The organism is Bradyrhizobium sp. LHD-71, from assembly GCF_031157255.1.
In the GTDB taxonomy this organism is placed as follows: domain Bacteria; phylum Pseudomonadota; class Alphaproteobacteria; order Rhizobiales; family Xanthobacteraceae; genus P52-10.
The window spans coordinates 71,101-95,839 of sequence record NZ_JAVIFX010000008.1 but is presented as its reverse complement, the minus strand read 5'-3'; the positions used below and the strand labels follow the sequence as shown (position 1 = coordinate 95,839).

Annotated in this window: 20 protein-coding genes; 9 read left to right on the top strand and 11 right to left on the bottom strand. The window is 64.0% G+C overall.

Annotated features, from left to right (window positions below):
• Positions 1-113: 113 nt before the first annotated feature.
• From RCO31_RS10840 to RCO31_RS10830, 3 genes are all read right to left on the bottom strand, one after another.
• Entirely contained in the window at positions 114-1,307 is a 1,194-nt protein-coding gene (locus tag RCO31_RS10840) for a CoA transferase (protein WP_308968332.1), read from the bottom strand.
• Between the two features lie 49 nt (positions 1,308-1,356).
• Complete coding sequence (locus tag RCO31_RS10835; RefSeq protein WP_308968331.1) at positions 1,357-3,708, bottom strand: acyl-CoA dehydrogenase; 2,352 nt, start codon at positions 3,706-3,708, stop codon at positions 1,357-1,359.
• A gap of 105 nt (positions 3,709-3,813) precedes the next feature.
• Entirely contained in the window at positions 3,814-4,791 is a 978-nt protein-coding gene (locus RCO31_RS10830) for a tripartite tricarboxylate transporter substrate binding protein (RefSeq protein ID WP_308968330.1), read from the bottom strand.
• A gap of 264 nt (positions 4,792-5,055) precedes the next feature.
• Between RCO31_RS10830 and RCO31_RS10825 the strand changes: the two genes are divergently transcribed.
• The 5 genes from RCO31_RS10825 to RCO31_RS10805 all read left to right on the top strand — a co-directional run bounded on the left by RCO31_RS10825 (position 5,056) and on the right by RCO31_RS10805 (position 10,736).
• On the top strand, positions 5,056-5,700 hold the full coding sequence (locus tag RCO31_RS10825; protein ID WP_308968329.1) for a TetR/AcrR family transcriptional regulator: 645 nt from the start codon (positions 5,056-5,058) through the stop codon (positions 5,698-5,700).
• Between the two features lie 213 nt (positions 5,701-5,913).
• Positions 5,914-7,185 (top strand): ABC transporter substrate-binding protein, encoded by a 1,272-nt coding sequence (locus RCO31_RS10820; RefSeq protein ID WP_308968328.1) that lies wholly within the window; start codon positions 5,914-5,916, stop codon positions 7,183-7,185.
• A 40-nt stretch (positions 7,186-7,225) separates the two neighbouring features.
• Positions 7,226-8,116 (top strand): branched-chain amino acid ABC transporter permease, encoded by an 891-nt coding sequence (locus RCO31_RS10815; protein WP_308968327.1) that lies wholly within the window; start codon positions 7,226-7,228, stop codon positions 8,114-8,116.
• A gap of 170 nt (positions 8,117-8,286) precedes the next feature.
• Positions 8,287-10,002: a branched-chain amino acid ABC transporter ATP-binding protein/permease gene (locus RCO31_RS10810; protein ID WP_308968326.1), complete on the top strand. Its 1,716-nt coding sequence runs from the start codon at positions 8,287-8,289 to the stop codon at positions 10,000-10,002.
• A 2-nt stretch (positions 10,003-10,004) separates the two neighbouring features.
• Entirely contained in the window at positions 10,005-10,736 is a 732-nt protein-coding gene (locus RCO31_RS10805; protein ID WP_308968325.1) for an ABC transporter ATP-binding protein, read from the top strand.
• Between the two features lie 62 nt (positions 10,737-10,798).
• Here the strand turns inward: RCO31_RS10805 and RCO31_RS10800 are convergent, their stop codons facing one another.
• From RCO31_RS10800 to RCO31_RS10775, 6 genes are read right to left on the bottom strand one after another with little or no spacing between them, the layout of a single operon-like run.
• Positions 10,799-11,245, bottom strand: coding sequence for a PaaI family thioesterase (locus RCO31_RS10800; protein ID WP_308968324.1), 447 nt, complete (start codon positions 11,243-11,245; stop codon positions 10,799-10,801).
• Entirely contained in the window at positions 11,242-12,006 is a 765-nt protein-coding gene (locus RCO31_RS10795) for an enoyl-CoA hydratase/isomerase family protein (RefSeq protein WP_308968323.1), read from the bottom strand. Before RCO31_RS10795 ends, RCO31_RS10800 begins: the two co-directional genes overlap by 4 nt.
• A 3-nt stretch (positions 12,007-12,009) precedes the next feature.
• Positions 12,010-14,091, bottom strand: coding sequence for an acetate--CoA ligase family protein (locus tag RCO31_RS10790; RefSeq protein ID WP_308968322.1), 2,082 nt, complete (start codon positions 14,089-14,091; stop codon positions 12,010-12,012).
• The gene (locus tag RCO31_RS10785) at positions 14,084-15,490 is read right to left on the bottom strand and encodes an MmgE/PrpD family protein (protein WP_308968321.1); all 1,407 of its coding nucleotides are present in this window, start codon (positions 15,488-15,490) and stop codon (positions 14,084-14,086) included. Before RCO31_RS10785 ends, RCO31_RS10790 begins: the two co-directional genes overlap by 8 nt.
• 2 nt (positions 15,491-15,492) lie before the next feature.
• Positions 15,493-16,287, bottom strand: a complete 795-nt coding sequence (locus tag RCO31_RS10780) for an enoyl-CoA hydratase-related protein (RefSeq protein WP_308968320.1) — start codon at positions 16,285-16,287, stop codon at positions 15,493-15,495.
• Between the two features lie 33 nt (positions 16,288-16,320).
• Positions 16,321-17,547 carry a CaiB/BaiF CoA-transferase family protein gene (locus RCO31_RS10775; protein WP_308968319.1) on the bottom strand — a complete coding sequence of 409 codons (1,227 nt, stop codon included), beginning with the start codon at positions 17,545-17,547 and terminating at the stop codon, positions 16,321-16,323.
• Between the two features lie 245 nt (positions 17,548-17,792).
• Here RCO31_RS10775 and RCO31_RS10770 point away from each other — a divergent pair, with 245 nt between their 5' ends.
• The 4 genes from RCO31_RS10770 (at position 17,793) to RCO31_RS10755 (ending at position 21,069) form a co-directional block, all read left to right on the top strand.
• The gene (locus tag RCO31_RS10770) at positions 17,793-18,728 is read left to right on the top strand and encodes a hydroxymethylglutaryl-CoA lyase (protein ID WP_308968318.1); all 936 of its coding nucleotides are present in this window, start codon (positions 17,793-17,795) and stop codon (positions 18,726-18,728) included.
• Complete coding sequence (locus tag RCO31_RS10765; RefSeq protein ID WP_308968317.1) at positions 18,725-19,471, top strand: enoyl-CoA hydratase/isomerase family protein; 747 nt, start codon at positions 18,725-18,727, stop codon at positions 19,469-19,471. Before RCO31_RS10770 ends, RCO31_RS10765 begins: the two co-directional genes overlap by 4 nt.
• A 29-nt stretch (positions 19,472-19,500) precedes the next feature.
• A complete protein-coding gene (locus RCO31_RS10760) occupies positions 19,501-20,280 on the top strand; it encodes an enoyl-CoA hydratase/isomerase family protein (protein WP_308968316.1) in 780 nt (259 codons plus the stop codon).
• A gap of 78 nt (positions 20,281-20,358) precedes the next feature.
• Positions 20,359-21,069: a TetR family transcriptional regulator gene (locus RCO31_RS10755; protein WP_308968315.1), complete on the top strand. Its 711-nt coding sequence runs from the start codon at positions 20,359-20,361 to the stop codon at positions 21,067-21,069.
• 296 nt (positions 21,070-21,365) lie between these two features.
• On the opposite strand, the gene RCO31_RS10750 is transcribed toward RCO31_RS10755, so the two are convergent.
• Positions 21,366-22,721 carry an MmgE/PrpD family protein gene (locus tag RCO31_RS10750; protein WP_308968314.1) on the bottom strand — a complete coding sequence of 452 codons (1,356 nt, stop codon included), beginning with the start codon at positions 22,719-22,721 and terminating at the stop codon, positions 21,366-21,368.
• A 20-nt stretch (positions 22,722-22,741) separates the two neighbouring features.
• The gene (locus tag RCO31_RS10745) at positions 22,742-24,739 is read right to left on the bottom strand and encodes an ABC transporter ATP-binding protein (RefSeq protein ID WP_308968313.1); all 1,998 of its coding nucleotides are present in this window, start codon (positions 24,737-24,739) and stop codon (positions 22,742-22,744) included.

Genomic DNA, 24,739 nt, shown 5'->3' with positions numbered 1-24,739 from the left:
CACCGATCCAGCCCTGGTCTAAGGCCGCCAACAGCTGCGACCACGCACATTCAAGCGGCCCACGCACCTCGTCGCGCGGTTGATGTGTTGCTCAAGATCCACTCAGCCGCGGATCATCTCACAATGCCTCGCAGTCGCATGCTGTCGATGGCGTCGTGATCCAGGCCGGCGGCGGTGAGGACTGCATCGGTGTGCTCGCCTAACCGGGGCGCGGGCCTGGGTGCGACCTTCTCCTCACCGTGTATCCAAAAGGGACTCGAGACAGTCATTGGACCAGCCTCGGTCGGTACCAATGCCCCGGCAAGTGCGACCTGACTGTCTGCGCACACTTCGGACAACGAGGCTACTTCAGCAAAAACGACACCGTGACCGTCGAGAAGATCCCGCCATGCCGGCGCGCGCTTGAGCGAAAATATCCGGTCGAGCACTTCCGTCAGGGCGAAGGCATTGGCCTTTCTGTCTTCGACTGTCTGAAAACGAGGATCGTCAAGCTTGCTCGTGCCAAGAGCGCGCCGAAGAACATTCCATTGACGCTCGTTGTGAACGACGGAGAGGAGGATCCATTTCCCGTCCAGGCACTTGTAGATGTTTCGCCACGGCGCTGCGGACTTTTCACGCTCAATCGGACGCTCGACCTCCTCGCCGCATAGAGTCGTTTGAATCGAGCACGCATTGGCCCACACGCCGTTCATCAACAACGATGATCCGACATAGGCGCCGAGCCCGGTTCTTTCGCGACGGTAGAGGGCGGTGACGATCGCGGAATAGACGCCCATGGCCGAACAATGATCACCCATGCCTTGCGGAAGACGTACCGGCGGCGCATCACCCGCGCGCACCAGATCCATCATTCCCGTTCGCGCCCACCAGGCCGTCGCGTCGAACCCCGGCTTGTTCGCTTCCGGGCCTGCTTCACCGAAGCCGGTAAAAGACGCGTAGATCAGTCGCGGATTGTGGCGGGAGACGTCCTGATACGTAAGACCGAGCTTCGCGCGCACGTTGGGCGGATAGTTCGTTATGAAAACGTCCGCTGTTGCGACCAGCCTGTAAAGGATGTCGAGGCCCTCGCGCACCGTGAGATCGACGGCGAGGCTCCGCTTGTTGCGCGCATCGACAAACCAGTGCGGATTGACCGGCGAGCTCTGAACCTTCGGCGGCTGGTTTCGCGTACGGTAAGGATCGCCGCTGGGCGGCTCGATCTTGATCACGTCCGCTCCGAAGTCCGACATCACGGTCGCCGCCGCCGGGGCTGCAATATAACTCCCACAATCGATGACCTTCAGGCCGCGGAACACTGCGTCAGTCACTCAGTTCGCCTCCGTACACGGCTACAGGGATAGGAAAACGCCATCCCGGCTACATTCCGAGAATTCGCTTGGCGATGATGTTGCGCTGGACCTCGGAGGTTCCGCCGTAGATCGTCACGGCGCGCGTGAGCAGGAACGGCGTCAGCGCTTCCGTCACGTAGCCGTTGAAATCCTGAGCGCCCGACACCACCCCGGCATCGCCCAGCACTTCGACAAGCGCCTGACTGACGTGCTGTTCAGCCTCCGTCGCGAGAAGCTTCAGCGCGGATGCTTCGGGACCCGGCGCCGCTCCACTTTTCGCCGTATCCGCGACTTTCTCGAACAGCGACGCCAGGTCGCGTACGTCGCAGATCAAGCGCGTGAGCTTGTTGCGGACCAGCGGATCCGCGGCGAGATCCAGGCGGCGCGCGACTTCGAGCAGGCGCTGAAGGAAGCGCATCGCGATTCGCGGCGACCCGACCCGCAGCCGTTCAAAACCAAGGACAGCACGAGAGACCGCCCAGCCGTCGTTGAGATCACCGACGATATTGCTGCGCGGCGTGCGGGCACGATCGAAGAAGACCTCGCAGAACTCGACGTGACCGACGATGTTCGTGATCGGTCTGACGGTCACGCCTGGCTGACGCATGTCGATCAGAAGAAAGCTGATCCCCTCATGACGGGGCTTCGACTTATCGGTTCGAACCAGCGTATAGATGTGGTTGGCGTGATGCGCAAAGGTGGTCCAGATTTTCTGGCCGGTAATGACGAACTCATCGCCCTCAATGTGCGCTTCGGTGCGAAGGCTCGCCAGATCCGACCCCGCATTCGGCTCCGAGTACCCCTGGCACCAGAGATGCTCGCCGCTCAGCACTTTCGGCAGGTAGTGCCTGCGCTGCTCCTCCGAACCCCGCGTGAGCAGGATCGATCCCACGTTATTTATGCCGTGATCCATCAGGCGCGGACTTCCGAGCCGTTCCATCTCCTCGTCGTAGATGAGAAGCTTCGCGGCGTTCAACCCCATGCCGCCATAGGCCGGCGGCCAGGCCGGCGCGAGCCATCCCTCGCGGGACAGGCACAGGTACCAGTCCTTCATCTCCGCCCAGCCGATACGCTTGGGCAGAAACCGCAGGTCGCGAGGCAGATTGGCTTCGATGAACGTTCGCGCGCATGCCCGAAAATCGGCGTCCGACAAGCCGTTCCAGTCGCGCCTCTCGATCGGGACGCCGCTCATGCGGGCAAGCATATCGGCGCCATTGCCGGCGATGCGATCGTCGTCGCCCGCCACGGCGTTGAACGCCTCGTGCGACGACAGTCGCGCATGATGCGTGGCCGCGGATCCAAGCCAGGCGGACAGCACGAGCGCGCGCTTCAAATACAGCCCGACGTCGCACTCATCGGTGAACCCGATGGCGCCGTGAAGTTGGATCGCCTCGCGCGTGACTTGAAGCGCAACCTCGCCGCATCGCGCTTTCGCCCGGCTGCTCGCCATGGCGAGATCGCTTGCCGAAGGCGCGCCGTCGGCGACGCGTAGCGCGTGGCCGAGGGTGGACTTCGCGAGTTCGTGCCGCACGAACAGGTCGGCCGTGCGGTGTTGCAAAGCTTGAAACTTCGAGATCGTCTGGCCGAAGGCGACGCGGGTCTTCAGATACTGAACGGTGATCGCGAACGCCTCGCGCATCACGCCGACCAGTTCTGCCGCGGCAAGGATGGCGGCTTCGTCCAGAGCGCGTCGCAGCGCCTGAGAGGCGCAGGCCGGCCCGGCGATGACAGCGTCGGTGCGAACGTGCGCGAGTTCGAGCGCACCGGCCGGACTTCCGTCCGCACGCCACTCCTGCGACAGTTTCAATCCCTCTGCGTCAGCCGCCACGTGGAACAACTGCATGCCGGCAGTGGTGAGCGCACTGACGACGAAGCCGCCGGCCGCCCACGCTCCCGCGACGAAGCGCTTGCGGCCGTCGAGGTGCCACGAGCTTCCGTTCTGGGTCGCTCTGGTGGTGATGGCGGTCGGATCGCTGGCATCCTCGTTGCTCTCCTGCCAGGCGAGAGCCGTGAATACGGTGCCGCTGGCGATCTCCGCGAGAAGACGTGTCTTCACCGCCTGATTATCGCCGTGCAGGATCGCCCGGGGCGCGAGCACGCCCAGTGGGATGAGCGGCTCCGCGAGCAACGCGCTGCCGAGCTCTTCGCAAATGGCCGACATCTCGGAGAAAGTGAGGCCGCTTCCGCCGAACTCTTCCGGGATCACGGCGCCGAACCAGCCCAGACCGGCCAGTTCCGCAAGCCGCGCCTGTTCATGCCATGGAAGCTTGAACCGCTCTTCGCGCAGCACCTTGTGATCCTTGACCCGGGCGGCAAACGCCCGCGCGCTATCCTGCACGAGCGCCAGGGAGGGATCGGCGTCGTTCGTCTTTACATCCATCCGCAACTTCTTCCTTGTTCTTGTTATTCGTTGCACAATGCCAGCGGCGCTGAGCGGTTCGACGCGCGCCTGGACGAAGCTTCAAAGCGAGCTGTTCCGCGCTCACTATTCGATCTTGATATCCGCGAACTTCGCGACCTCCGCAAACTGGGCGGTTTCGGTCGTCAGCATCTTCATAAATTCATCCAGCCCCATGGGGGCTGGCGCCGAACCGATCGTGCGGTAGATCTTTGCCATCTCCGGCGTCTTCAGCAGATTATTGATGGCTCCGTTCAACAGCGTGCGGACTTCCGCAGGTATGCCGCGCGGGCCGAGCATGGCCCACCATGACGTGACCTGATAGTCTAAGCCGGTGTCCTTGACGATTGGCGCCACCGGAAATCCTTCGGGGATTCCCGGTGCCGTGTATGCGACGACCCTGATCGAGCCATCCTGGATCTGCCCCGACGCGCTCGCAGGCGTCGTGATCATCACGTTGACGTCGTCGCGAAGCAACCCGATCAGCGCCGGACCGATGCCGCGGTATGGCACGTGTTGCATGCGGATTCCCGTTCGCATGCAGAAGTATTCCGTCGCGAAGTGCGTCGAGCTGCCGGCGCCGGCTGTGGCGTAGGCAAGGTTCCCGTTCTTCTCACGGGCAAGCTTGACGAGGTCGTCGATTGTCCGGATCGGCGATTGTGCGGTCACCAGGATCGTGAACGGACTTTGCGTCAGCATGGCAACGGTATCGAACGACTCCAGCGAATAGGTTTGCTGCTGCGCGACCATCGTCGTGACAAACGAGGCAGTGGTCGACAGCAGCGTGTATCCGTCCGGCGGCGACGTTGCGACCTGCGCGGTGCCAACCACACTGCCGGCGCCGCCGCGATTTTCGATCACGAAGGGCTGACCAAGCTGCCGATGCAGCGCTTCGAGCAGCGGCCTGGTGACGGCATCCGTGCTGCCGCCCGCAGCGAAAGGAATAATCACCTTGACCAGTCGGTTCGGATACCCTTGAGCCACCGCACGGTCCGCGGCAAAGCCGCTCGCCAGCATTGCTGCCAGCCCGCCGAACTGCAGCTGCCGTCTCGATATTTCTCCCAATACGGTTTCCTCCGCTTGCTTTTGAACGCGCGGGCTGCCTGCCCGTAGAGCATCGCAGGCGCCCGGGCTTTACCGGGTGCGAGCTAAACACATAATCTAATATTTGAACAGTGGGTCGAATTTCCGTCTTCTTGGTACTATTGATTACCAATGATTGAGATATTGACTGGGAGAATCGGTGATGCGATAGCATCGTCGGCCGATCCGTTGCCGTGGAGCACGGCGACTCCACGGTGGGCAGCCGACAATGACAGGAAACGCCTAGTGGCCCCTCACACGACCACGCGTCAGGCAAAGCCACGAAGCGCTTCGGCTCCGAGCAAGGCCTTCGACAAGAAGGCGCAGCATCGGCAGAAGCGGATGGCGCTCATGCAGGAGGCTGCGCGCCTGATCAACACGCGCGGCATGGCGGCCGTCTCGCTGGACGAGGTCGGCTCGCGCTTGAACATCAGCAAGACCGCTATCTACTATTACTTCAAGAGCAAGCAGGAGCTGATCTACGAGTGCTACGCGATGTCGTTCGAGGTCTGGCAGACGGCGCTGGATGAAGGTCAGCGCCGCGGCGAGACGGGCCGGCAGAAGCTCGAGATCTTTCTGCGCGAATACCTCGATCGCGGATTGAACGAACTGCAGCCCATCGTCGTGGCCCGCGAGCAGGAAGTGCTTGAAGGCCCCTTGTACCAGAAGGTTGCGGGCCGCCGCCGCGCGCTCAGAAACGGTATTCGCGCGTTCGTCGACGAGGGCATCGCCGATCGCAGCCTTCGTCAGTTGAACGCGAAGGTCGCTACAACCATCATCGGCGCATCCATATCCTGGCTGCTGCGAACGTATCAACCGGGCGCCGGCCTCGATCAGCAGGCCTTTATCGACGAAGCGGTGAATCAGCTGCTTTGCGGGCTTAGCAGCTAGCTTCTCGCTCTTCTCCGGTTTCACGCGCAAACGTCTCGCGCGCGTTTCCGCATGCCGGCATCCTCACGCGCGACGTTCATCCTTCGCCTTGCGCATGCTGCGGCAAGGGATCCGCATTGCGTCACTGCGGACATTGACAAGCAACGCCGCTTAAGTCTTCATTTGAAGAAATTCGACAATTATTAAAACCGATCCGAGGGCGGAGACATGACGATGCAGCCCGAACACGTTTCTGACAGGACCGCAGAGAACGCGATGGCGCGCGTAAGCGGGTGGAAGCTCAATCGCCTGCGGTCGCGTACTCTCGCCTTGACGGCGATGGTCGCCGCAGCTCTCTCGTGCGCAGCGGCACCCGCACTTGCGCAGGCCAGGCAGAAGTTCAATTTCGCGGTGACCTTCCCGCTGACCGGCATTGCCGCATCGCAAGGCGAGACGGCGAGCAAGGCCGTCAAGATCGCGCTACAGGAAATCAACGACCACGACTATATCGGCGGCGTCGAGCTCGTGCCGTTCATCCTCGATTCCGAAGCGAAACCCGATATCGGCGTGCGCGCGCTCGAGCAGGCCATCACCGTCAACGGCGCTGGCTACGTCATCACCGGCTACAGCAGCGTGTCGGCGGCACAGGCGCCGATCGCGGAACGCAGCCGCGTCGTACTGGTGAATGTCGGTGGCGCATCGCCTGTGCTGTCCAACCTGTCACCCTGGTTCTTCAATGCCATTCCCCTCACCCACCTGCAGATTCCGATCCTGCTCGAGGAAATTATCGAGGTTCAGCACAAGAAATCGGTCGCGCTACTGTTTCGCGACGACGATCTTGGACGTGGCATCCGCTCGCTGTTCGGCGCATCCGCGCAGGCACTTGGCGGCAAGCTCGTCGCGGAGGAATCCTACCTGCCCGGCACGAACGATTTCCGTCGGCAGCTTGCGCGCATCCGCGCGGGCTCGCCCGATATGGTTTATATCGCAGGCGTTGCGACCGAGATCGGATCGATCATCGGCCAGGCCGCGAGCCTCGGCCTGACGCCGCTGTGGACCAGCTACGGCGCCTATAATCACAAGGCGACGATCGAGCTCGGTAAGCAGGCGGCGGACGGCGGCATCTACACCAATCCCGCCAACTTCGGCGCCAACCTGAAGACACTGCCGCGCTACGAGCAGATGCTGTCGGCCTGGCGGACGGCCTATGGCAGCACGAGCGACCTCGATTACATCGCCGGTCAGATCTATCTCGGCGTCTACCTGCTCGCGGACACGCTGAAGACGCTGAAATCGTCCGGCAAGGCGCTGACCCCCGAAAACATCCGCGACGCCATGCGCACCACCAAGTATGAGACGGTGACCGGGCCGATGACGTTCGACAAGCATCAGGACGCGCTCACCAGCATCGCGATCTACCGGCTGGAGAAGAGCGAGTTCAAACCGTACAAGGTGTATTCGTCCGACGACGTGTCCGCCATCAATGCAAGGGTCGTGAAGCAATAGCCTGCCGAAGGGCGGCTATCTTCGAACTTAGGCGGTCGTGGTGGTTGATCTCTCATTGCAGCTTCTGGTGGTCGGCCTGTCGCAGGCCGCCATCTACATGTTGGTCGCGACGGGCTTCGCTCTGATCCTGTCGGTGAGCCGCATTTTCCACTTCGCCCATGCGGCGGTGTTCGCGCTGTCGGGATTTCTGGCCTTCCTGTTCGCTCAGCAGGCTGGCCTTCCGTTCGTTCTCGCGGTGCTGCTTTCGGCGGTGCTGTCCTGTCTCGTCGCCGTTGTGATCTATCTGCAGATCTACACACCGCTTCAGCAGCGCTCGGGAAACAGCTTCATCATCGTTCTGGCCTCGATCGGACTTCAGTTCGCCATCGAAAACTCGCTGGCGCTGATCTGGGGGACGGGAGGCCGATACCTGGACAATCCGATGGCCGCCGCGACCTTCAAGGCCGGCAACGTGTTCATCGCGCTGACCGACATCGTCGCGATCACGGTGGCCGTGCTTGGCACGGCCGCAACCATCGCCTTCCTCAACATGACCCGTCTCGGCCGGGCAATGCGGGCCTATTCCGAGAACCCGGTGATGGCGCGAGTCGTCGGCATCGAGCCGAAGCTCGTCGGCGCCGTCGCCATGGCCATCGGTACCGCGCTGCTCGTCCCCGCCGCCGTCATCACGGGATGGTACTCGAGCCTCGTGCCAACCATGGGCATGGGTCCGCTACTCTATGCGGTGGCAGCCGTCGTTGTCGGTGGAATCGGCAGCGTCAAGGGCGCAGCGTTGGGCGCGCTGATGCTCGGGCTGCTCAGCGCCGCCATCAGCTTTCACTTTCCCGCCTTCTGGTCAGATGCCGGCGCGTTCCTGATCATGATGGTGTTCGTGATCTGGTTTCCTGCCGGATTGTTCGGCATCCGCGCCAGGAGTCAGGCTGCCCGATAGAGAACAACGCCGCGATCCGAACGCTTTTCGCCGGCCGGCCCCACGCCCGCTACGGAGCCTTCGGTTCGAAGCATCACTGGGATCACACGTTGCTGCCGCCCCCTGCTCCGGAAGTTCGAGCACGACGGGCGCCGATCGATCACGAACTTCGGGAGCGGGGGCGCCAGCCCATGAACTACCTCGCCATCGTCGTCAATCTCGTCTGCATCTATACGGTGCTTGCCACCTCGCTGAACCTGATCATGGGATACGGCGGGTTGTTCTCGGTCGCGCACGCCGCGTTCTTCGGCATCGGCGCCTACGTCTTCGCGCTCTCCACGATTCAGCTTGATGCTCCCTTCGTAGTGGCGCTGCTGCTGGCGTTTGCCGCAGCGGCGCTCGCGAGCGCCGTGATCTCGGTGCCATCGCTGCGGATCTCCGGCGACTATCTGATGCTTGCGACCTTCGCGATCCAGATTCTGGCAACGTCGCTGTTTCTGAACCTGCCGATCACCGGCGGTCCGGCCGGCATCCGCAACATCCCGTCGGCGCAGTTCTTCGGCTTCCCGCCCAACAGCCGCGTCGGCACGCTGGTGGGCTTCGTCGCCGTTACGGCAGTCTGCTGGTACGTGATGTTCGAGATGGCCCGCTCGCCATTTGGACGGGTGCTGAAGGCGATCCGCGAGGACGAGCTGGCGACTGCCACCGTCGGCAAGAACGTGATGTGGTTCAAGATATCCGCGTTCGCCGCCGGCTGCGGCTTCGCCGGCATCGCCGGCGGCATGTATGCCTCGCTGCTGTCGTTCATCAATCCGGACAGCTTCGCCATCTACATGTCGTTCACTATTCTCGTGATGGTGCTGCTGGGCGGACTGGCGAATCCGTTCGGCGGGCTCGCGGGTGCGCTGGCATTGACACTGCTTCAGGAGGTGCTTCGCCTGATGCTGCCGTCGGCCGTCGGCGCGCACGTCTCGCAGGTGCTGCTCGGCGTCATCCTCGTGGCTGTGGTGATGAAGCGGCCGCAAGGCCTTCTCCCCGAATTCGCCAGTCAAGGCGCGTTCGCCACTGCCGACACGCTGACGGAACGCGGCCACGCAGACACGCGACAACTCTCGTTCGGCCGGCGCCACGCCTCGTCGCCGGCGCTGTTGCCGCAGCCGATCCTGCAGGCAAAGGCGCTCGCGAAATCCTACGGCGGCGTCCGCGCGGTTCGCCGATTCGACATCGATGTCCGCGCCGGTGAAATCGTCGGCCTGATCGGACCGAACGGCGCCGGCAAGACCACGGTGTTCGACATGATCGCAGGAGCAGTGATCCCGGACGGCGGCACGATCAGCTTCGACGGCAAGAACGTAACCCGTCTTGCGATCCACCGCCGCGGGCAGCTCGGCATCGGGCGCCTGTTCCAGGACGCGCGCCCGCTGCCGAACATGACCGTGCTCGACAACGTCCTCATGGCCTTCGACGATCTGCGCCGCGAGGCGCCGCTGCTGAGCTTCCTGCCGATCGACCGCGAGCGGGAGCATCAGCGGCTCGAACAAGCCCACGACTGCCTGCGTTTTGTCGGCCTCGCGGAACACGCCTCGGAGCGCGCAGGCTCTCTGAGCTTCGGCCAGCAGAAGCTGCTGGGCTTCGCCCGGCTGATGGCGCAGGACGCGCGGTTGTGGCTTCTCGACGAACCCGCCGCCGGCGTCGATCCCACCATGCGTGAGGAGATCAAGACGGCTATCGCCCGTTGCCGGCGGGAGCTCGGGATCACGGTCGTCGTGGTCGAACACAACATGGACTTTCTGCGCGATCTCGCTGACCGGGTCGTCTTCATGGCCGACGGGGAGGTGCAGCGCGAGGGCGCGCTCGCCGAGATCGCCGCCGATCCCGAACTCAGTCGTCGCTATCTTGGAGCATGACGATGCAGTCCTCCGATCCGGTGCACGAGCCGATCCTCGACGTGACAAATCTGTCGGCGGGATACGGCAGCAAGCGCATCCTCGACAACGTGAGCTTCGCGGTGAAGCCCGGCGAGATCGCGCTGTTCGTCGGCCACAACGGTGCGGGCAAATCCACGATCCTGAAAGGCATCATGGGCCTGTTGCCGTGGACGTCGGGCACATTGCGGATGGACGGCGTCGACCTCGGGATGCCTGACGTGAAGCGCAACGTCCGCAACGGCATCAACATCGTCCTGCAGCATCAGGGCTTCTTTCCGAACATGTCGGTCACCGAGAACCTTGGCCTCGGCGTCTACTCGCTCAACCTCGGCGCCGCGGCCGAGCGCAGCCGGATCGAGCGTGTGTTCGAGATCTTTCCGCGCCTGTTCGAGCGGCGCGACAGCCGCGCGCGGCTTCTGAGCGGCGGTGAGCAGCGCATGTTGTCGATCGGCATCGCACTTATGACCGAGCCCCGGCTGCTTTTGATCGACGAGCCTTCAGCCGGGCTTGCCCCCAATCTGGTGGACGGCGTGATGACGCAGCTCCAGCGCCTGAACCGCGAATGGGGCTCGACCATCCTGCTGGTGGAGCAGAACGTCCGCGCCGGCCTGCAGATCGCGACCAGCGTGCTGGTCGTCCGGCTCGGCACCATCGCAGCTCATCATAACGCGGACGCTGTGCGCGAGCGCGACGAGATCTGGAGCCTGCTCTAGGCAGGCACGATCGGCCACGGCGAGCGTCGGGCTCGATCTGAAGCCGCGGGCTCTCCCGAGGCTCAGCCTTTCGGCTTCCGGCGAATGAAGATCGTTCCCATGCCGCCGGCGACTGCGCTGCCGTCCTCGGCCGTGACGACGGCCGAGGACACGCCGGTCGAACCGCCGGCGCGGATCACGTTGGCCTCGCATGTGAACCTCGACCCCTTCGCCGGCGCGAGGAAGTTGACCTTGATCTCCAGGGTGGTGAGGAAGTCGCCCGAGGCGCATTGAGTGCGCACCGCCTGAAGCAACGCAGAGTCGATCATGCCGGTGATGACGCTGCCCGCCATTACGCCGTGCGCATTGAGGAATTCACGCTTGCCGTTCATGCTCACGACGACCTTGCCCTGCTCGACGACATCGAGCGCTAGTCCGAAATGCGCATGCAACGGCGAAACCAGATAAAGCTCGCGGATTTCATCAAACCACGCCTTCGTTGCCACGCCAGCCGCCGCCATCTCCGTCATCGTCCACTCCACACCGGTTGGCGACGTTCCTTGAACGCGCTCATTCCTTCCTTTGCATCTTCTGTTTCACGACCGACCAGCACCGCCGCCTCGCCGGCGCGGTAGCTCTCTTCGGACGTCATGTCCTTCATCTGCTGCATCAGCTTCTTCGTCAGCCGCATCGCCGTCGGGCTGCCGTGCATCAGTCGCCTGGCGAGCGCCTCGGACGCTTCTGCAAGCCCCCCAGACGGCACTACGGTACTGACCAGCCCAAAACCCCTCGCCTGCTCCGCCGTCAGCTTGTCGCCGATGAACAGGAGCTCGGCGAGCGCACGTTCCGACACCAGCGGACGCACCGCGGCAGCGATCACGCCGGGCACAAGGCCGTGGTGCACCTCAGGGAAGCCGAGCTTTGCGGTTTCGTCGGCGATCACTAAGTCGCCGCACATGGCAAGGCCCGCGCCGAGCCCGAGTGCATAGCCGTGTATGGCCGTGATGACGGGACACGGCATCGACTTGATCCGTTGCAGCACGGTCGACACCGTCCGCACCCAGACTTCCGCAGGCTGCTCGCGCGCTGCCGCCAGATCGGCGCCGCCGCAGAACGCGCGGCCGCGACCGCTGACGATGATGCAGCGAGCGGTCGACGACGCATCCACCTTCTCACAGGCATCGAGCAGCTGCCTGGCCATCAGGTTGTCGACCGAGTTCATCTTATCGGGGCGATTGAGCTCGAACCTGACAATCCCCTCGGCCTCGCTGATGACGACATGTTCAGCCATGTTCTAGTCCCTTGCGTTGAGTGTTCGCACCACCGCGTCGACCGCGAGGGCGCCTGCGTTGCGGCCGGGCGGCAGAATGATCGGATTGACGTCGATCTCGGTGATATCGTTTCGCTCCGAGATCAGCCGCGACAGCGCAGCGACGGTCTCGGCCAGCGCATCGATGTCAACGAGCGCCCGTCCGCGGGCACCGTCGAGCACCGGAAAGCCTTTCAGTCTCCGTAGCGCGGCGACGACCCGGGCCGGCTCCGCCGGCGCCAGCAGCATCGCCACGTCGCGGAAGAGTTCGACGAAGATTCCGCCGAGCCCGACCATCACCACCGGCCCGAAGACCTGATCGAGCTTGGCGCCGGCGAACACTTCGACGCCGCTCAGTTGCGGCTGGCAGACGATCTGCCCCTTGAGCCCATGCCTGGCGCCTACCGCTTCGAGGTCATCGAAGGCGGCCGCCACGTCGGCCGCATGGCGCAGGCCGAGCCTGATCACGCCGAGCTCCGACTTGTGGACCAGCCCTTCCGCCTCGACCTTCAGCGCGACCGGAAAGCCGAGCTGGGACGCAACCTCGGACGCATGCGCCGCCGACCGAACCTCGTGTGTCTGTGCAAACGGCAGCGCCGACAACAACCTCTGCGCCTGCAGGCCGGTGTGAATCGTTTCCGAAGTCTGTTGCGGCGGCGACCAGTCCACGACCGGCCGGCTGAGCGCCGTCGGCTCGTTCAGCTGCACGGCCATCGCCAACGCCTCGATTGCGCGGGTCGGAAAGGCCAGCACTGGAACGCCGGCCGCCCGCAGCCGGTCGCGCAGCTCGGGCATCGCCATGCCGCAGATCACGACAGGCTTGCTGGTTCGCCTCGCTGCCGCGATCACCGCGTCTGCCATCGGCGGTCCGACGATCGGCGAGAGCAACGCGTAAGCGAGCCACACGACCACGACGTCGATCTCGTCATGGTCAAGCATGTGCTGCAGCAAAGGATCGAGCAGCTCCGGCGTGTTGGCCATCGAGCCGGAGGCGTCGAGCGGATTGCCGAAATGCGTGAGCGGCATCTTCGCCTGCAGCGCGGGATCAGCCGGACGCACCGCCGGCATCGACAGACCGAGCGCATCGGAGGCGTCGAGGATCACGGTCGCGACGCCACCGGAAAGCGTGACGACACCGACGCCCTTGCCACGCGGCCGTCGCCCGGAATCCAGAAGATGCAGCAAGTCGAGGAACTGAGCCTCATCGCGCGCCCGCAGCACGCCCGCCGCTTGCAAGGCGGCATCCCACACCTGCAGCTCTCCGGCGAGCGAGCCGGTATGCAGCGCCACCGACTGCGCGCCGGCGGCGCTGGTGCCGACCTTGAACAGCACCACAGGAATCCCGCGCTCGCGCGCGGCGAGGCATGCGTCGAGCAGTCGCCGGCCGCTGCGGCAGCCCTCCAAAATCAGACCGATCACGCTGACGTCGGGATCACGGCAAACGGCTTCGAGGCACTCGGCGGCATCGATGTCCGCCTCATTGCCCGTGTCGATCAGATAGCCCGCGCCGACACCGAGATCGGTGAGCTGGGCGCCGCCGAAGTAGCCGCCGAGGCCGCCGCTCTGGGTGATGATCGCGACGCGTCCGGCGAGACGACGGCTGTCCAGATCGGTCGCGAAGGTGGCATAGATGCCCCGCCGTTGATCGCGATAACCGAGCGTATTCGGACCAAGCAGCCGGATGCCGAGCGAACGGGCGGTTGCGGCGAGTTCGCCCTGCCTGGCGCGTCCCTCGGCACCGGCTTCGGCAAACCCCGATGCCATTACCACCATGGCGCCGACGCCCTGCCGACCGGCCGCCTGCACGGCAGGCAGGACCTGCGCGCTCGAAAGCATGCAGACGGCGAGATCGACATCCCGCGGCAGGCTGCCGATGTCGGGAAAGCACGGCACGCCGCCGATATCGCGGTAATTCGGGTTGACCGCATAGAGCTTGCCATCGAAGCCGAATTCGCGGAGATAGCGCAGCGGCCGCCCGTTGATCCGCTTGCCGTCCGCACTCGCGCCGATCACCGCGATGCTCTTCGGCTGCATCATCCGCAGCAGACCTGAACGCTGCTCAGGCATCGGAGCGTCCGGCATCGACGATCGGCAGGCGGTTGAACAACGGCACTGCGTCGGCGGTCGACGGAAGCGCGTCGAGTTCGGCGAGCAATGATGATGCCGCGGCAGTTGCGATTCCGCCGTGGCCGCAGCAGTCGATCAGCTTGCGGCGGATGAGGCCGGAGGTTCCGGAATCCCGGCCGGTGCCGGTCGGCACCAGCACCTCGCTCTCGACGTGCTGGCCGTCGTGCATCATCACGCTGACGCGCGCCGGCGAAATGCCGCGGCTGCCGGACGCCGACCAGTCGTCGATGGCTCCAACGCTGACGCGCTCCGCCAGCGCAACGATATGCGGGCGCGCGATCGCGTTCGGCTTGAAATCATCCAGGCCGACCCGGCCCTGATTGAAAGCCAGCGACACCGCATAGGGGATGCTGAATTGCGACGTCACCACATTCGCAGGCCGCTGCTTGTCGGCCAGCGGCTGGCCGGTGCTCATGTAGGCCTGGTGGTTCACAGCGACATCGATGCGAGCGACCTTCTCCGGCAACACGCCGCGCTTGCGCAGGTCCATCGCCGCCTCCAGCGCCGCATGCGTCCAGCGGCAGCAAGGATACGGCTTGTAGCTCAAGTCGCCGACCGCAAGCTTCTCGCCAAGCCCGTCGACCAGCGCGGAACGGTCGTACTCGCCGCGATGATAGACCTTGTAGTAGCCGCGCGTTCCCTCGAACACGTTGCGCGCGCCGGTCAGGCCGGCGCTGGCCAGCACGGCGCCGAGCAGGCCGGAGCGGGCGGCAAAGCCCGCCTGCATGCGCTTGCTCAGACCGCCGTCAATCGTCGCCTGGCCGTTGCCAGCGACCTGTGCATACGCAAGCCCAAAGGCGTGGACCGTCCGCTCGGCATCGAGACCCAGCGCGCGAGCCGCGCCCGCCGCGGCTCCGAACGTGCCGCAAAGCGGCGTCAGCAGCCAGCCGCTGACGCCGGGACCGATCCGCGTGGCGAGCGCAAGACGGCACGCGACCTCCACGCCCGTGGCGATGGCGGACAGCAGCTCCGCTCCGCTCAGCCGCTCCCGGCGCTCGGCGGCGGCGATCACCGCCGGAATGACCGTCACGCCCGCGTGCAACACGCCGAGATCGTGTGTGTCGTCATACTCGACGGCATGCGACAGCATGCCGTTGTAGAGCGCAGCCGCGGGGCCAGGCATGCGCAGACCGGTGAACCACAGTGCAGCCTCCGCCTTCCCGCCCCAGTCGCGCGTGACCGACAGAAGCTCCCGCACGCCCTCGGCGTCGGCGCCCGCCGCACCGCATGCGAGCGTGTCGATCAGGTCGAGCAGCGTCGCTTCGGTGAAGGCCGCGTCCCGCGTCACATCGAACGTTGCGGTGAAATCCGCGAGCACCGCCGCAGCATCGTTCGCCATGGCTATTCTCCCGTATAGGCCGGCTTCCGTTTCTCGCGGAAAGCGGCCAGACCTTCGGCGCGGTCGGCCGATGCGAGGCAGGTCTGATACGCCTCCGCTTCGTATTCGAGGCCGACATCGATCCCGAGGCTGAGCGATGCGTTCAACGCGCGCTTCGCCTGCGCCACCGCCATCGGCGCGTTCGCCATGATCTCCTGCGCCAGCGCCGCCGCCTGCGGCATCAGCTCGGAATCGGCAACCACGCGATTGAGGATGCCGAGATCGAAGGCCTGTTGCGCCGTGAGGCGCCTGGCGGTGAAGATGAGCTCCTTCGCCCGATGCGGGCCGATCATGCGCGGCAGCCGCTGGGTCGCGCCGCCCGCCGGAATGATCCCGAGGCTCGTCTCCAGCAACGCCACCTTCGCCGACTCTGCCGCGAGGATGATGTCGCAGGATAGCGCGATCTCGAAGCCGCCCCCCAGCGCGAGACCGTTGACCGCCGCGATGATCGGCCGGCGGCAGCGGCCGAATGCGCCGAACACCTGCGGCGCAAGTCGTCGCCGTCGACGGACGTCGGCGACCGTCATCGTCTGCCGCTCCTTGAGGTCCGCGCCTGCGCAGAACGCGCGGCCGTGTCCGGTCAGGATCATCGCCCAGATCGACGGATCATCCTCGATCTGTTGGAAAACCGCTTCGAGGTCATACAGCATCTGCATGCTGAGGGCGTTCATTGCATCCGGACGATGCAGCGTCACTGTCGCGACATGATCCCTCACGTCGAGCAGGATGGTCTCGAAACTTCTTGTCTTCGATGTCATGGTTGCACCGTCTTCATCGCGCCCGGCGACCGATCAGAGCACGGTCTGGGAGCGCAACGCCGCGATCTGCGTCGCCGGCATGTCGATCAGCGTTGCGAGCACTTCATCGGTATGCTCGCCGAGATGCGGCGGTCGCGAGCGCATGTAGACAGGCGTATCGGAGAAGCGGAACGGCAGATCGATGCCGCGCACTGTGCCGGCACGGTCGTCCTCGAACTGCAGCGCCATCTTGCGGGCGATGACCTGCGGGTCGGCAAACAAGGCGTCGAGCTCATTGATCGGGCCGGCCGGAATGCCTGCCTTCACGAATGCATCATCCCAGTACTTGCTCGGCTGCTTGCGCATCAGAGCGCGCACAATCGGATAGAGCGCATCCTGATTGGCCACGCGCGACAGATTGTCGGCAAAGCGCGGATCGTCGACCAGCTCCGGGCCGCCGATGATCGTGCAGAAATCCTTCCATTGCCGCTGGTTCGGCACAAGCTGGATATAAACACCGTCCGAGCATTCGAACGCCGCCGATGGCGTACGTGCCGGATTCTCGGTTCCCGAGCGCGTCGGCACGATCCCCGTGTTCAGGTAAGCCGTGCCGACAGTGGTCTGCATCGACACCATCACGTCGAGCATCGACATGTCGATGTACTGCCCCGTTCCGCGCCTCGCATGGTTGAACAGCGCGCCAAGCAGCGCCATCGCCGTCATGTGCCCGACCGAGATGTCTGCGATCGGCACCATGGATTTGATTGGGCCACCACCCTTCTCGCCGGTGACGCCCATCAGCCCGCCCATCGCCTGCAGCACGGGATCGTAGCCCTTGCGCTCGCGATAAGGACCGTCCTGGCCGAAACCTGAGATCGAGCAATAGATGATGTCCGGCCGAACCTTCTTCACGTCCTCATAGGCCAGCCCAAGGCGGCCGGCGACACCGGGCGTGAAATTTTCGACGAACACGTGGGACTTCGCGGCGAGCTGCAGAACGATGTCGCGAGCCTGCGCGGCCTTCAGGTTGAGCGCGACTGAACGCTTGCTGCGATTGAGCGACGAGAAATAGCTGCTGACCCCGCCCTTCAGCATCGGCGAGAAGGTTCTGGATTCGTCGCCGGTCGTCGGCTCCTCGATCTTGATGACATCGGCGCCCATCTCCGCAAGGATCATCGTAGCGAGCGGCCCGCCAAAGGCGCGGGTCATGTCGATGACGCGTATTCCGCCAAGTGGACCGTCGCGACGCACGTTCGGGCTCGATTGTTCTGATTGTTTCATTGTCGTCTCTTCGAGCGGGTCGGCTGGTTCCGCTGGCCTTTTCATTCTTTGTCTTCGTCCCGGTCGGCGTCGTGGACTCGATCCCGAACGCGCCCTATTCGCCCGGCGCACGTGCACATCCCGCGTGCTCCGAACTTGGAACGTTGTTGACGTCGAGTCAATAATGTATTTTAAGAAATTGGCTTAATCGTAAAATTAAGAAACGCACGGATTCGAAGAATGAACCAGCCGGAAAGGATATCGAGATGAGCGATTCGGTTGTTCTGAGCGAATGCTTCGTGCGCGACGGACTGCAGCACGAAACCTGCTTCATGCCGACGCCGCTCAAGGTTGCCCTGATCGAGCGATTCTTGTCGCTCGGCTTTCCGCGGATCGAGGCGACGTCGTTCACGCACCCGGGCAACGTACCGCAGTTCAACGACGCCGATGAGGTGTTGCGTGCGATCCCGCGCAGCAAGGGCGTCGGCTACAAGGCGACCTGCATCAACATGCGCTCGGTTGAGCGCGCCATGGCTGCCAGCGACGCGGGCCACGGTCCCGATGAGGTGAGCGTCATCCTCTGCCCCAGCGACATGATGAGCCAGCGCGCGTTCCGCCGCACGCGCGCTGTCCAGCACGATCTGATCCGCTCGATGGTCGACGGCTTTCAGGGCCGGTTCACGGTGATCGGCACGATTTCATTCGCATTTGGTTCGCCGGTGGAAGCGGTGGCCCCGCAGAACGTGATCGACGACGCGATCTGGCTCTACCGGAACGGCGTCCGGCATCTGGCGGTCGCCGATACGGCGGGAATGGGAACGCCGCGTTCGGTGGCGGAGATCTTCAAGGTGCTGCGCCGGGAATTGCCCGACGCCATCCCGATCGCGCATTTCCACGACACACGCGGCCTCGGACTGACCAATTGCCTCGCGGCCTATGAAGAGGGTGTCCGACATTTCGACTGCGCGTTCGGCGGCGCTGGCGGCAGTCCCGCCAAGATCAACTACTTCGAAGGCTACACCGGCAACGTCTGCACGGAAGACCTGATCAACATGTTCGAGACGATCGGCGTCCGGACCAATATCGATCTGGCGCGATTGATCGAAACGGCGAAATTCTGTGAGGAATCGATCGGGCGCGAACTGCACGGGCGGGTGACGCGATCGGGTTTGGGACAGCACACGGAAGAGAAAGCAGCATGACCAACGTACTCCTGAGCGAAGATATCGGCGCCGTCCGGCGGCTCACGATGAACCGGCCCGACAAGCTCAACGCACTCAACAACGAGCTCACGGCGGCGCTGCTTGACGGCCTGCTGGCTGCAGACGCGGCGTCGCACATCAACGCGGTCATCCTGACGGCAACCGGGCGCGGCTTCTGCGTCGGGGCCGACGTCACCGAATTCAAGGACATGACGGCGAACAATCCCGACATTGCTCTCGCCCGCGGGGCCTTGACCACGAAGCTGCACGCGGCCTTCGTCCAGATTTCCGTGCCGGTGATCTGTGCGATCAACGGCTTCGCGGTCGGCGGGGGCTGCGGCATCGCTGTCGCGGGTGACATGGCAATTGCCTGCGAGAGCGCCAAGTTCGGTTACCCCGAGGTCAAGCGAGGCGCGGTCGCTGCTGTGGTCATGTCGAATCTGGTGCGGCACGTCGGCCGCAAGATGGCTTACGAACTGGTGGCGCTCGGAGAGCATTTTTCCGCGGAGGAAGCTCGCAAGCTGGGACTGATCAATCGCGTGGTGCCTGATGAGCGGCTGCAGGCCGAAGCTCTCGGCATCGCGCAGCGGATTGCCGACGGTGAGCGCCACGCCCAGCGCGCAACCAAGCGATTGTTCCATCGCGTCGCCGACATGAAACTGCTGGATGCTCTGGAAATCGGCCGCGACGCGAACATGATCATGCGCAGCTACACCATTCGCGGTACCGCCAAGGCGAACTAGGCCCAAGCCTGCAACCCGGGACAAAGACGATGCAAAAAACCTACGAAACCGTTGCACTGACGACCGAGAATGCAGTCGCGACGATCCTGCTCAACCGGCCGGACAAGCGCAATGCGCTGAACTACCAGATGTGCCTCGACCTGTTGGATGCCGTCCGCGCGGTCGACGCCGACGACTCCATCCGCCTCGTTCTGGTTCGCGGAGCTGGTCCGACATTTTGCGCCGGTGCCGACGTCGCAGAACGGAAGGGCGTCAGTACCGAATGGTTGCGTAATCGCCGCATGCGGGCTTTCGCAGCCTATGACGCGCTTCAGGACTGCGGCAAGCCGTGTATCGCTGTGGCGCATGGTCCGGTCATCGGCTCAGGTGCCGAGATCGCCACCGCATGCGATTTCGTCCTAGCCTCGGATCTCGCGTCGTTCCGCTATCCCGAAACCGTGCGCGGATCGGTTGGCGCTGGGCAGCGATTGCTTCGCATCGTCGGCAAGGCAATGGCGAAAGAGCTGCTATTTACCGGAAGGACTATTCCTGCAGCAGAAGCACTTCGTATCGGTCTGGTCAACCGAGTGGTCCCCATGGCTGAGCTCGAAGGTCTCGTGGCCGAGACCGTGCAGCAGATCCTTGGATCATTTCCGTTGTCCGTCTCGCTCATGAAGCGATGCATCGATTGGGGTGCCGAATCCGACCTGCGGACGGGAATGGCCTACGAGCGTCTGGCAATCGATCGCCTGCTTGCGACCGGCGAATGGAAGCAAGGAGTGGACAACTTCATCACCGAGATGGCCACGCCGCGCGATCGCAAGGGCTGACGTTGCTCTGGCGGGCGCGGTTCTGATATGCGATAGCAGGCGTGCCGTCACAGCTCGGCTGAAGACAGGAAAATCTGCTTGCCAAGAGCAACACTGCCCCAGAACGATCAATATCAGCAGAAGCGCCGCGTCTTTCTGGATGCCGCTGGCCTGCTTCTCACCGAGTCCGGGGTCGAAAGTTTCTCTCTGGCAAAGCTGGCGGATCGCCTCAACATCACGTCGGCGGCGCTCTACTACTACTTCAAGAACAAGCACGATCTTATCTTTGAGTGCTACGCGCTGTCCTTCGACCTAGCCGAGCGGGCGCTGGACGAAGCTCTTGCTTCGGGCGGTGACAGTGCGGCGCGATTGCAGTATTTCATTCACCGTTACATGCTGATGGCGCTGCGCGAGCTGCAGCCAACCATGTCTTTGCGTGAAACCACTTCGCTGAAGGCCTCCTATAACGAACGCATTCGTCAATTGCGCAATCGACTTCACAAGCGCCTGCGCAGCCTCGTGACTCAAGGGATGTCCGATGGTTCGATTGCGCCGTGCGACCCGGCACTGACGATTATTGCAGTCATTGGAGCGTTGAGCGACCTGCTTCGCGTTTACGATCCCAGAAAAAAGCTGCAGCCCGAGGACATTGCCGCGCAGATTTCCTTCCAGCTGGTAAGCGGCATCGCTGCACGAGATGCGACCAGAAAAAAGCGGGCGCTCCTGAAACCGGCGACGAGATCTCGCGCTTCGAAATCACCGCGCAAAAGCGCGCGCAAAACGACGAGAGAGATCCACGCCTCCAGATAACGGAGCATGTATCTGCCTCAATGCGCGGTGCTTTTCGCGTCTGCTGGGCAAGTAGCCATATTTGCCATTGGCGCGTCGCGCTCGATTTAGGCTATGGAGCGCTACCACCTTTCCCCACACCAACCGGACCAGCGATTTCTCATTCAATCGTTCGCATGAATGCTGCAGCGAACTCAACTTTTGCGGCCCAGCCAAAACCGTTAGGCAGAACTTGTGCAGCATGAAGCCGAGCCAGCAGCTCGCGTGGAAGGTGAATTCCGTCGTAGCGTCCACGCTTCGTCTCTTGCCGACGCCCGCTAGACAATCAGGGGAACGAGCGCAGCGGAAGTCCGGTTGTCCAGATCGAGGATCGCCGCGATAGCGCTGTCCACCGTCGCCGCCGCGATGGGGCGGCTCGCATTTGCGGCGCAGTCGCGAAACTTGGCAGCAAGCTCGGCATCGCTGAGCGGTCGTTCTGGCGAACCCGATGGTTGCTCCGCCTCCTGTGTCGCGCTCCGGCCACTCTCGGTGCGAACGGCGATGCGCAGCCGGCCAGGCAGCCAGGACGGCTCGGGCCCGCCGTCGATGCGCGCGGCCAGGTCCAGCACCGCGGGGTCTCCGATGCCAGCGACTTCGCCGATGCCGACCCGCCCCTTCGCCAAGGCCGCGGCGATAAGGAACGGCAGCGCGAACTGCGCCTCGACGATCTGTGTCGGCCGGCGCTTGACGCCGGCGGCAAATTGGTCCTGCCACGTATTCGTCCCGGTTGTCACCTCGACGGTGACCGGCCTGTCACGGTCAAGGCCGAGCTGCCGATGCAGCGCGATCGCCGCATCAAGCGCAGCGTGCTGGGGACGCCCGCAGGGATAAGGTTTGAAGCTCAGCTCATCGCCGCGGAAAGCGATGCCGAGGTTGCTCGTCAGAGGTGCCAGCTCATAGCCGCCGGGCTGATAAAGTTCGAAGAAGCCGTATCGGCCTGCGAAGATGTCGCGCGCGCCGGTGAAACCAGTCTGTGCCAGGATCGCCGATTGCACGCCGGCTGCAGCGGCCTGCCCCGCTTGCAACCGCTTCGTCAGCGCACCATCCAGGATGCATTGCCGGTTGCCGGCCGCTTGGCTGTAGGCGATGCCGAGGGCATTCAGCGTCTGGCTTTCGTCCAACCCCAGCAGCTTCGCCGCCGCGGCTGCAGCGCCGAAGATGCCGATGACGGCCGTTCGGTGCCAGCCGCGATCCAGAGTCGACGCCAGCGCGATGCGGCAGGAGACGTCCAGGCCGAGTGCAACGGCGAGAATGACATCCCGTCCCGTTGTCTCCGGCCGCAGATCAGCCACCGCCATGCAAGCCGCCAGCACTGAGGCGCCGGGATGGATCGAACCACCGTGGTCGAGCACATCGTCATAGTCCAATGCATGGGCCATGCTTCCGTGCAGGGCGGCGGCCTGCGGCGCGGGTAGACGCCGGTCGAGGAAAACGACACTGCTCTCCTCGAGGCCTCCCCATCGCAGAGCAAGGTTCGTCAGCTCCGCAATGCCGGGTTCGGCCGTGCCGCCGAGCAGGCAACCGAAAGTGTCCAGCAGGTCGCGCTTCGTCGCGGTGACAGTGGCAGCCGGCAGGTCAGCGAAGCGTGTGCGGTGAATATGCGCGGCCAAGCTCAGCGCAGGATCGTTACTCATCAGGAAAGCGCCTCGTCGCGTCAGAGTGGGAAATGGCAGGCCACCGCGCGCCCCGTTCCAACCGGTGTCAGTACGAGGTCGTCGGTGCGACAGCGTGCTTGCGCGATCGGGCAGCGCGTGTGGAAGCGGCAGCCCGAAGGCGGGTTACTGGGAGAGGGAATTTCGCCAACGATCGGCACGAATTCACGCCGTTGCGCGGGGTCGGGTTCAGGAATCGCGGCGATCAGGGCCTTGGTGTAGGGATGCGCCGGGTCGCGGAACAGTGCCTCGGCAGGCCCGGTCTCCACGATCCGGCCGAGATACATCACGCCGATCCGGTCAGAGATATGCCGCACGACATGCAGCCCGTGGCTGATGAAGAGGTAGGTGAGGCCGAGCCTTTCCTTCAAGTCCTCCATCAGGTTAATCACCTGCGCCTGCACTGAGACGTCCAGCGCCGAGACTGCCTCGTCTGCCAGGACGAAGCGCGGACTGACGGCAATGGCACGCGCGATGGCGATGCGCTGTCGCTGACCGCCGGAGAGCTGGTGTGGATACCGCCCGCCCCAGCCAGGATCCAACCCGACCCGCTCCAGCAACTCGCGTACCCGTGCCTCACGTCGCGGACGGGTCAGCTTCTCATGCACCCGCAGCGGCTCGCCGATGATCTCGCCTACCGTCCAGCGTGGGTCAATCGAACCATAAGGATCCTGGAAGACCATCTGCATGTGCCGCCGCGCGCGCCGCAATGCCGTGTGGCCGAGCCGCGTCAGGTCTTCCCCATCGAAGCGGATCGCACCCGCGCTGGCGCGTTCGAGCTGAAGCAACACCCGCGCCAAAGTGGATTTGCCGCAGCCGGATTCGCCGACCAGCGCAAATGTCTCGCTCCGATGGATGTGGAGGTCCACACCATCGACCGCTCGCACCACGCTGCGCCGCACGCCGGGCCAGGACAGGCCAATCGGGTAGTGCTTGTGCAGTCCCTCCACCTCGATCAACGGTGTTTGCGCCGAGCTCTTTGTCGGAGCTTCAATCGTGACGCTCTGCGCAGCCAAAGCCGGCAGTGCATCCTCATGTGGGTGCCAGCAGGCGGCGCGGCCTCCTCCGGGCCGCTCCTCCAAAGGCGGAGCGGCCTGAGTGCAACGGTCGCTGGCGCGCGCACAGCGCGGATGGAAGCTGCAGCCTGAGGGCGGCTCGGCGAGACTTGGAATGCCGCCGGGAATGGCGGTTAGCCGTGTCCCCCGCGGCAGATGCGCGCCGACGACCGAGCGAAGCAGGCCGCGCGTGTAGGGATGGACCGGATTGGCGAAAAGGCGCTCGACCGGAGCATCCTCCACGACCCGTCCGGCGTACATCACCACAACGCGGTCAGCCATCTCCGCCGCGATACCAAGGTCATGGGTGATAAGCAGGATCGCCATGCCCGTCTCGGCCTGGAGCTGCTGGAGCAGCTTCAGGACTTGCGCCTGGATGGTTACATCCAGGGCAGTGGTAGGTTCGTCGGCGATCAGCAGTCGCGGTGCACAGGCGAGCGCCATCGCAATCATGGCCCGCTGGCGCATTCCGCCCGAGAGCTGATGCGGAAACTGGTCCACCTTCATATGCGCGTCCGGAATACGCACCCGATCAAGCAAGTGTATCGACTCTTCGCGCGCCGCGGCCCGACCTAGGCCGCGGTGACGGCGCAGCACCTCGCCAATCTGCTCGCCGATGCTCCAGACCGGATCGAAGGCCGTCATCGGCTCTTGGAAGATGATGCCGATCCGGTCGCCTCGCAGCGCACTCATCTCTTTCTGCGACAAGGTTGCCAGATTGCGTCCGTCGAGCCGAATGCTACCGCTGGCAATAGTCCCGCCACGATACTCGACGAGGCGCATTATTGCATGCGCCGTCATCGTCTTGCCGCTGCCGGATTCGCCGACGAGACAGACAGTCTCACCCTCCCCAATACCAAGGTGCACCGAATGCGTCACCTGCAGCGCGCCGCTGGTTGTCGCTACGAAGACAGAGAGGTCATCGATGTTGAGCAATGCGGTCAC

Excerpts from the sequence above, each read along its gene's own strand:
- RCO31_RS10835 (WP_308968331.1), bottom strand. The coding sequence starts at position 3,708 with ATGGATGTAAAGACGAACGACGCCGATCCCTCCCTGGCGCTCGTGCAG.
- RCO31_RS10820 (WP_308968328.1), top strand. The coding sequence starts at position 5,914 with ATGCAGCCCGAACACGTTTCTGACAGGACCGCAGAGAACGCGATGGCG.
- RCO31_RS10810 (WP_308968326.1), top strand. The coding sequence starts at position 8,287 with ATGAACTACCTCGCCATCGTCGTCAATCTCGTCTGCATCTATACGGTG.
- RCO31_RS10805 (WP_308968325.1), top strand. The coding sequence starts at position 10,005 with ATGCAGTCCTCCGATCCGGTGCACGAGCCGATCCTCGACGTGACAAAT.
- RCO31_RS10800 (WP_308968324.1), bottom strand. The coding sequence starts at position 11,245 with ATGACGGAGATGGCGGCGGCTGGCGTGGCAACGAAGGCGTGGTTTGAT.
- RCO31_RS10795 (WP_308968323.1), bottom strand. The coding sequence starts at position 12,006 with ATGGCTGAACATGTCGTCATCAGCGAGGCCGAGGGGATTGTCAGGTTC.
- RCO31_RS10790 (WP_308968322.1), bottom strand. The coding sequence starts at position 14,091 with ATGCCTGAGCAGCGTTCAGGTCTGCTGCGGATGATGCAGCCGAAGAGC.
- RCO31_RS10785 (WP_308968321.1), bottom strand. The coding sequence starts at position 15,490 with ATGGCGAACGATGCTGCGGCGGTGCTCGCGGATTTCACCGCAACGTTC.
- RCO31_RS10780 (WP_308968320.1), bottom strand. The coding sequence starts at position 16,287 with ATGACATCGAAGACAAGAAGTTTCGAGACCATCCTGCTCGACGTGAGG.
- RCO31_RS10775 (WP_308968319.1), bottom strand. The coding sequence starts at position 17,547 with ATGAAACAATCAGAACAATCGAGCCCGAACGTGCGTCGCGACGGTCCA.
- RCO31_RS10770 (WP_308968318.1), top strand. The coding sequence starts at position 17,793 with ATGAGCGATTCGGTTGTTCTGAGCGAATGCTTCGTGCGCGACGGACTG.
- RCO31_RS10765 (WP_308968317.1), top strand. The coding sequence starts at position 18,725 with ATGACCAACGTACTCCTGAGCGAAGATATCGGCGCCGTCCGGCGGCTC.
- RCO31_RS10760 (WP_308968316.1), top strand. The coding sequence starts at position 19,501 with ATGCAAAAAACCTACGAAACCGTTGCACTGACGACCGAGAATGCAGTC.
- RCO31_RS10750 (WP_308968314.1), bottom strand. The coding sequence starts at position 22,721 with ATGAGTAACGATCCTGCGCTGAGCTTGGCCGCGCATATTCACCGCACA.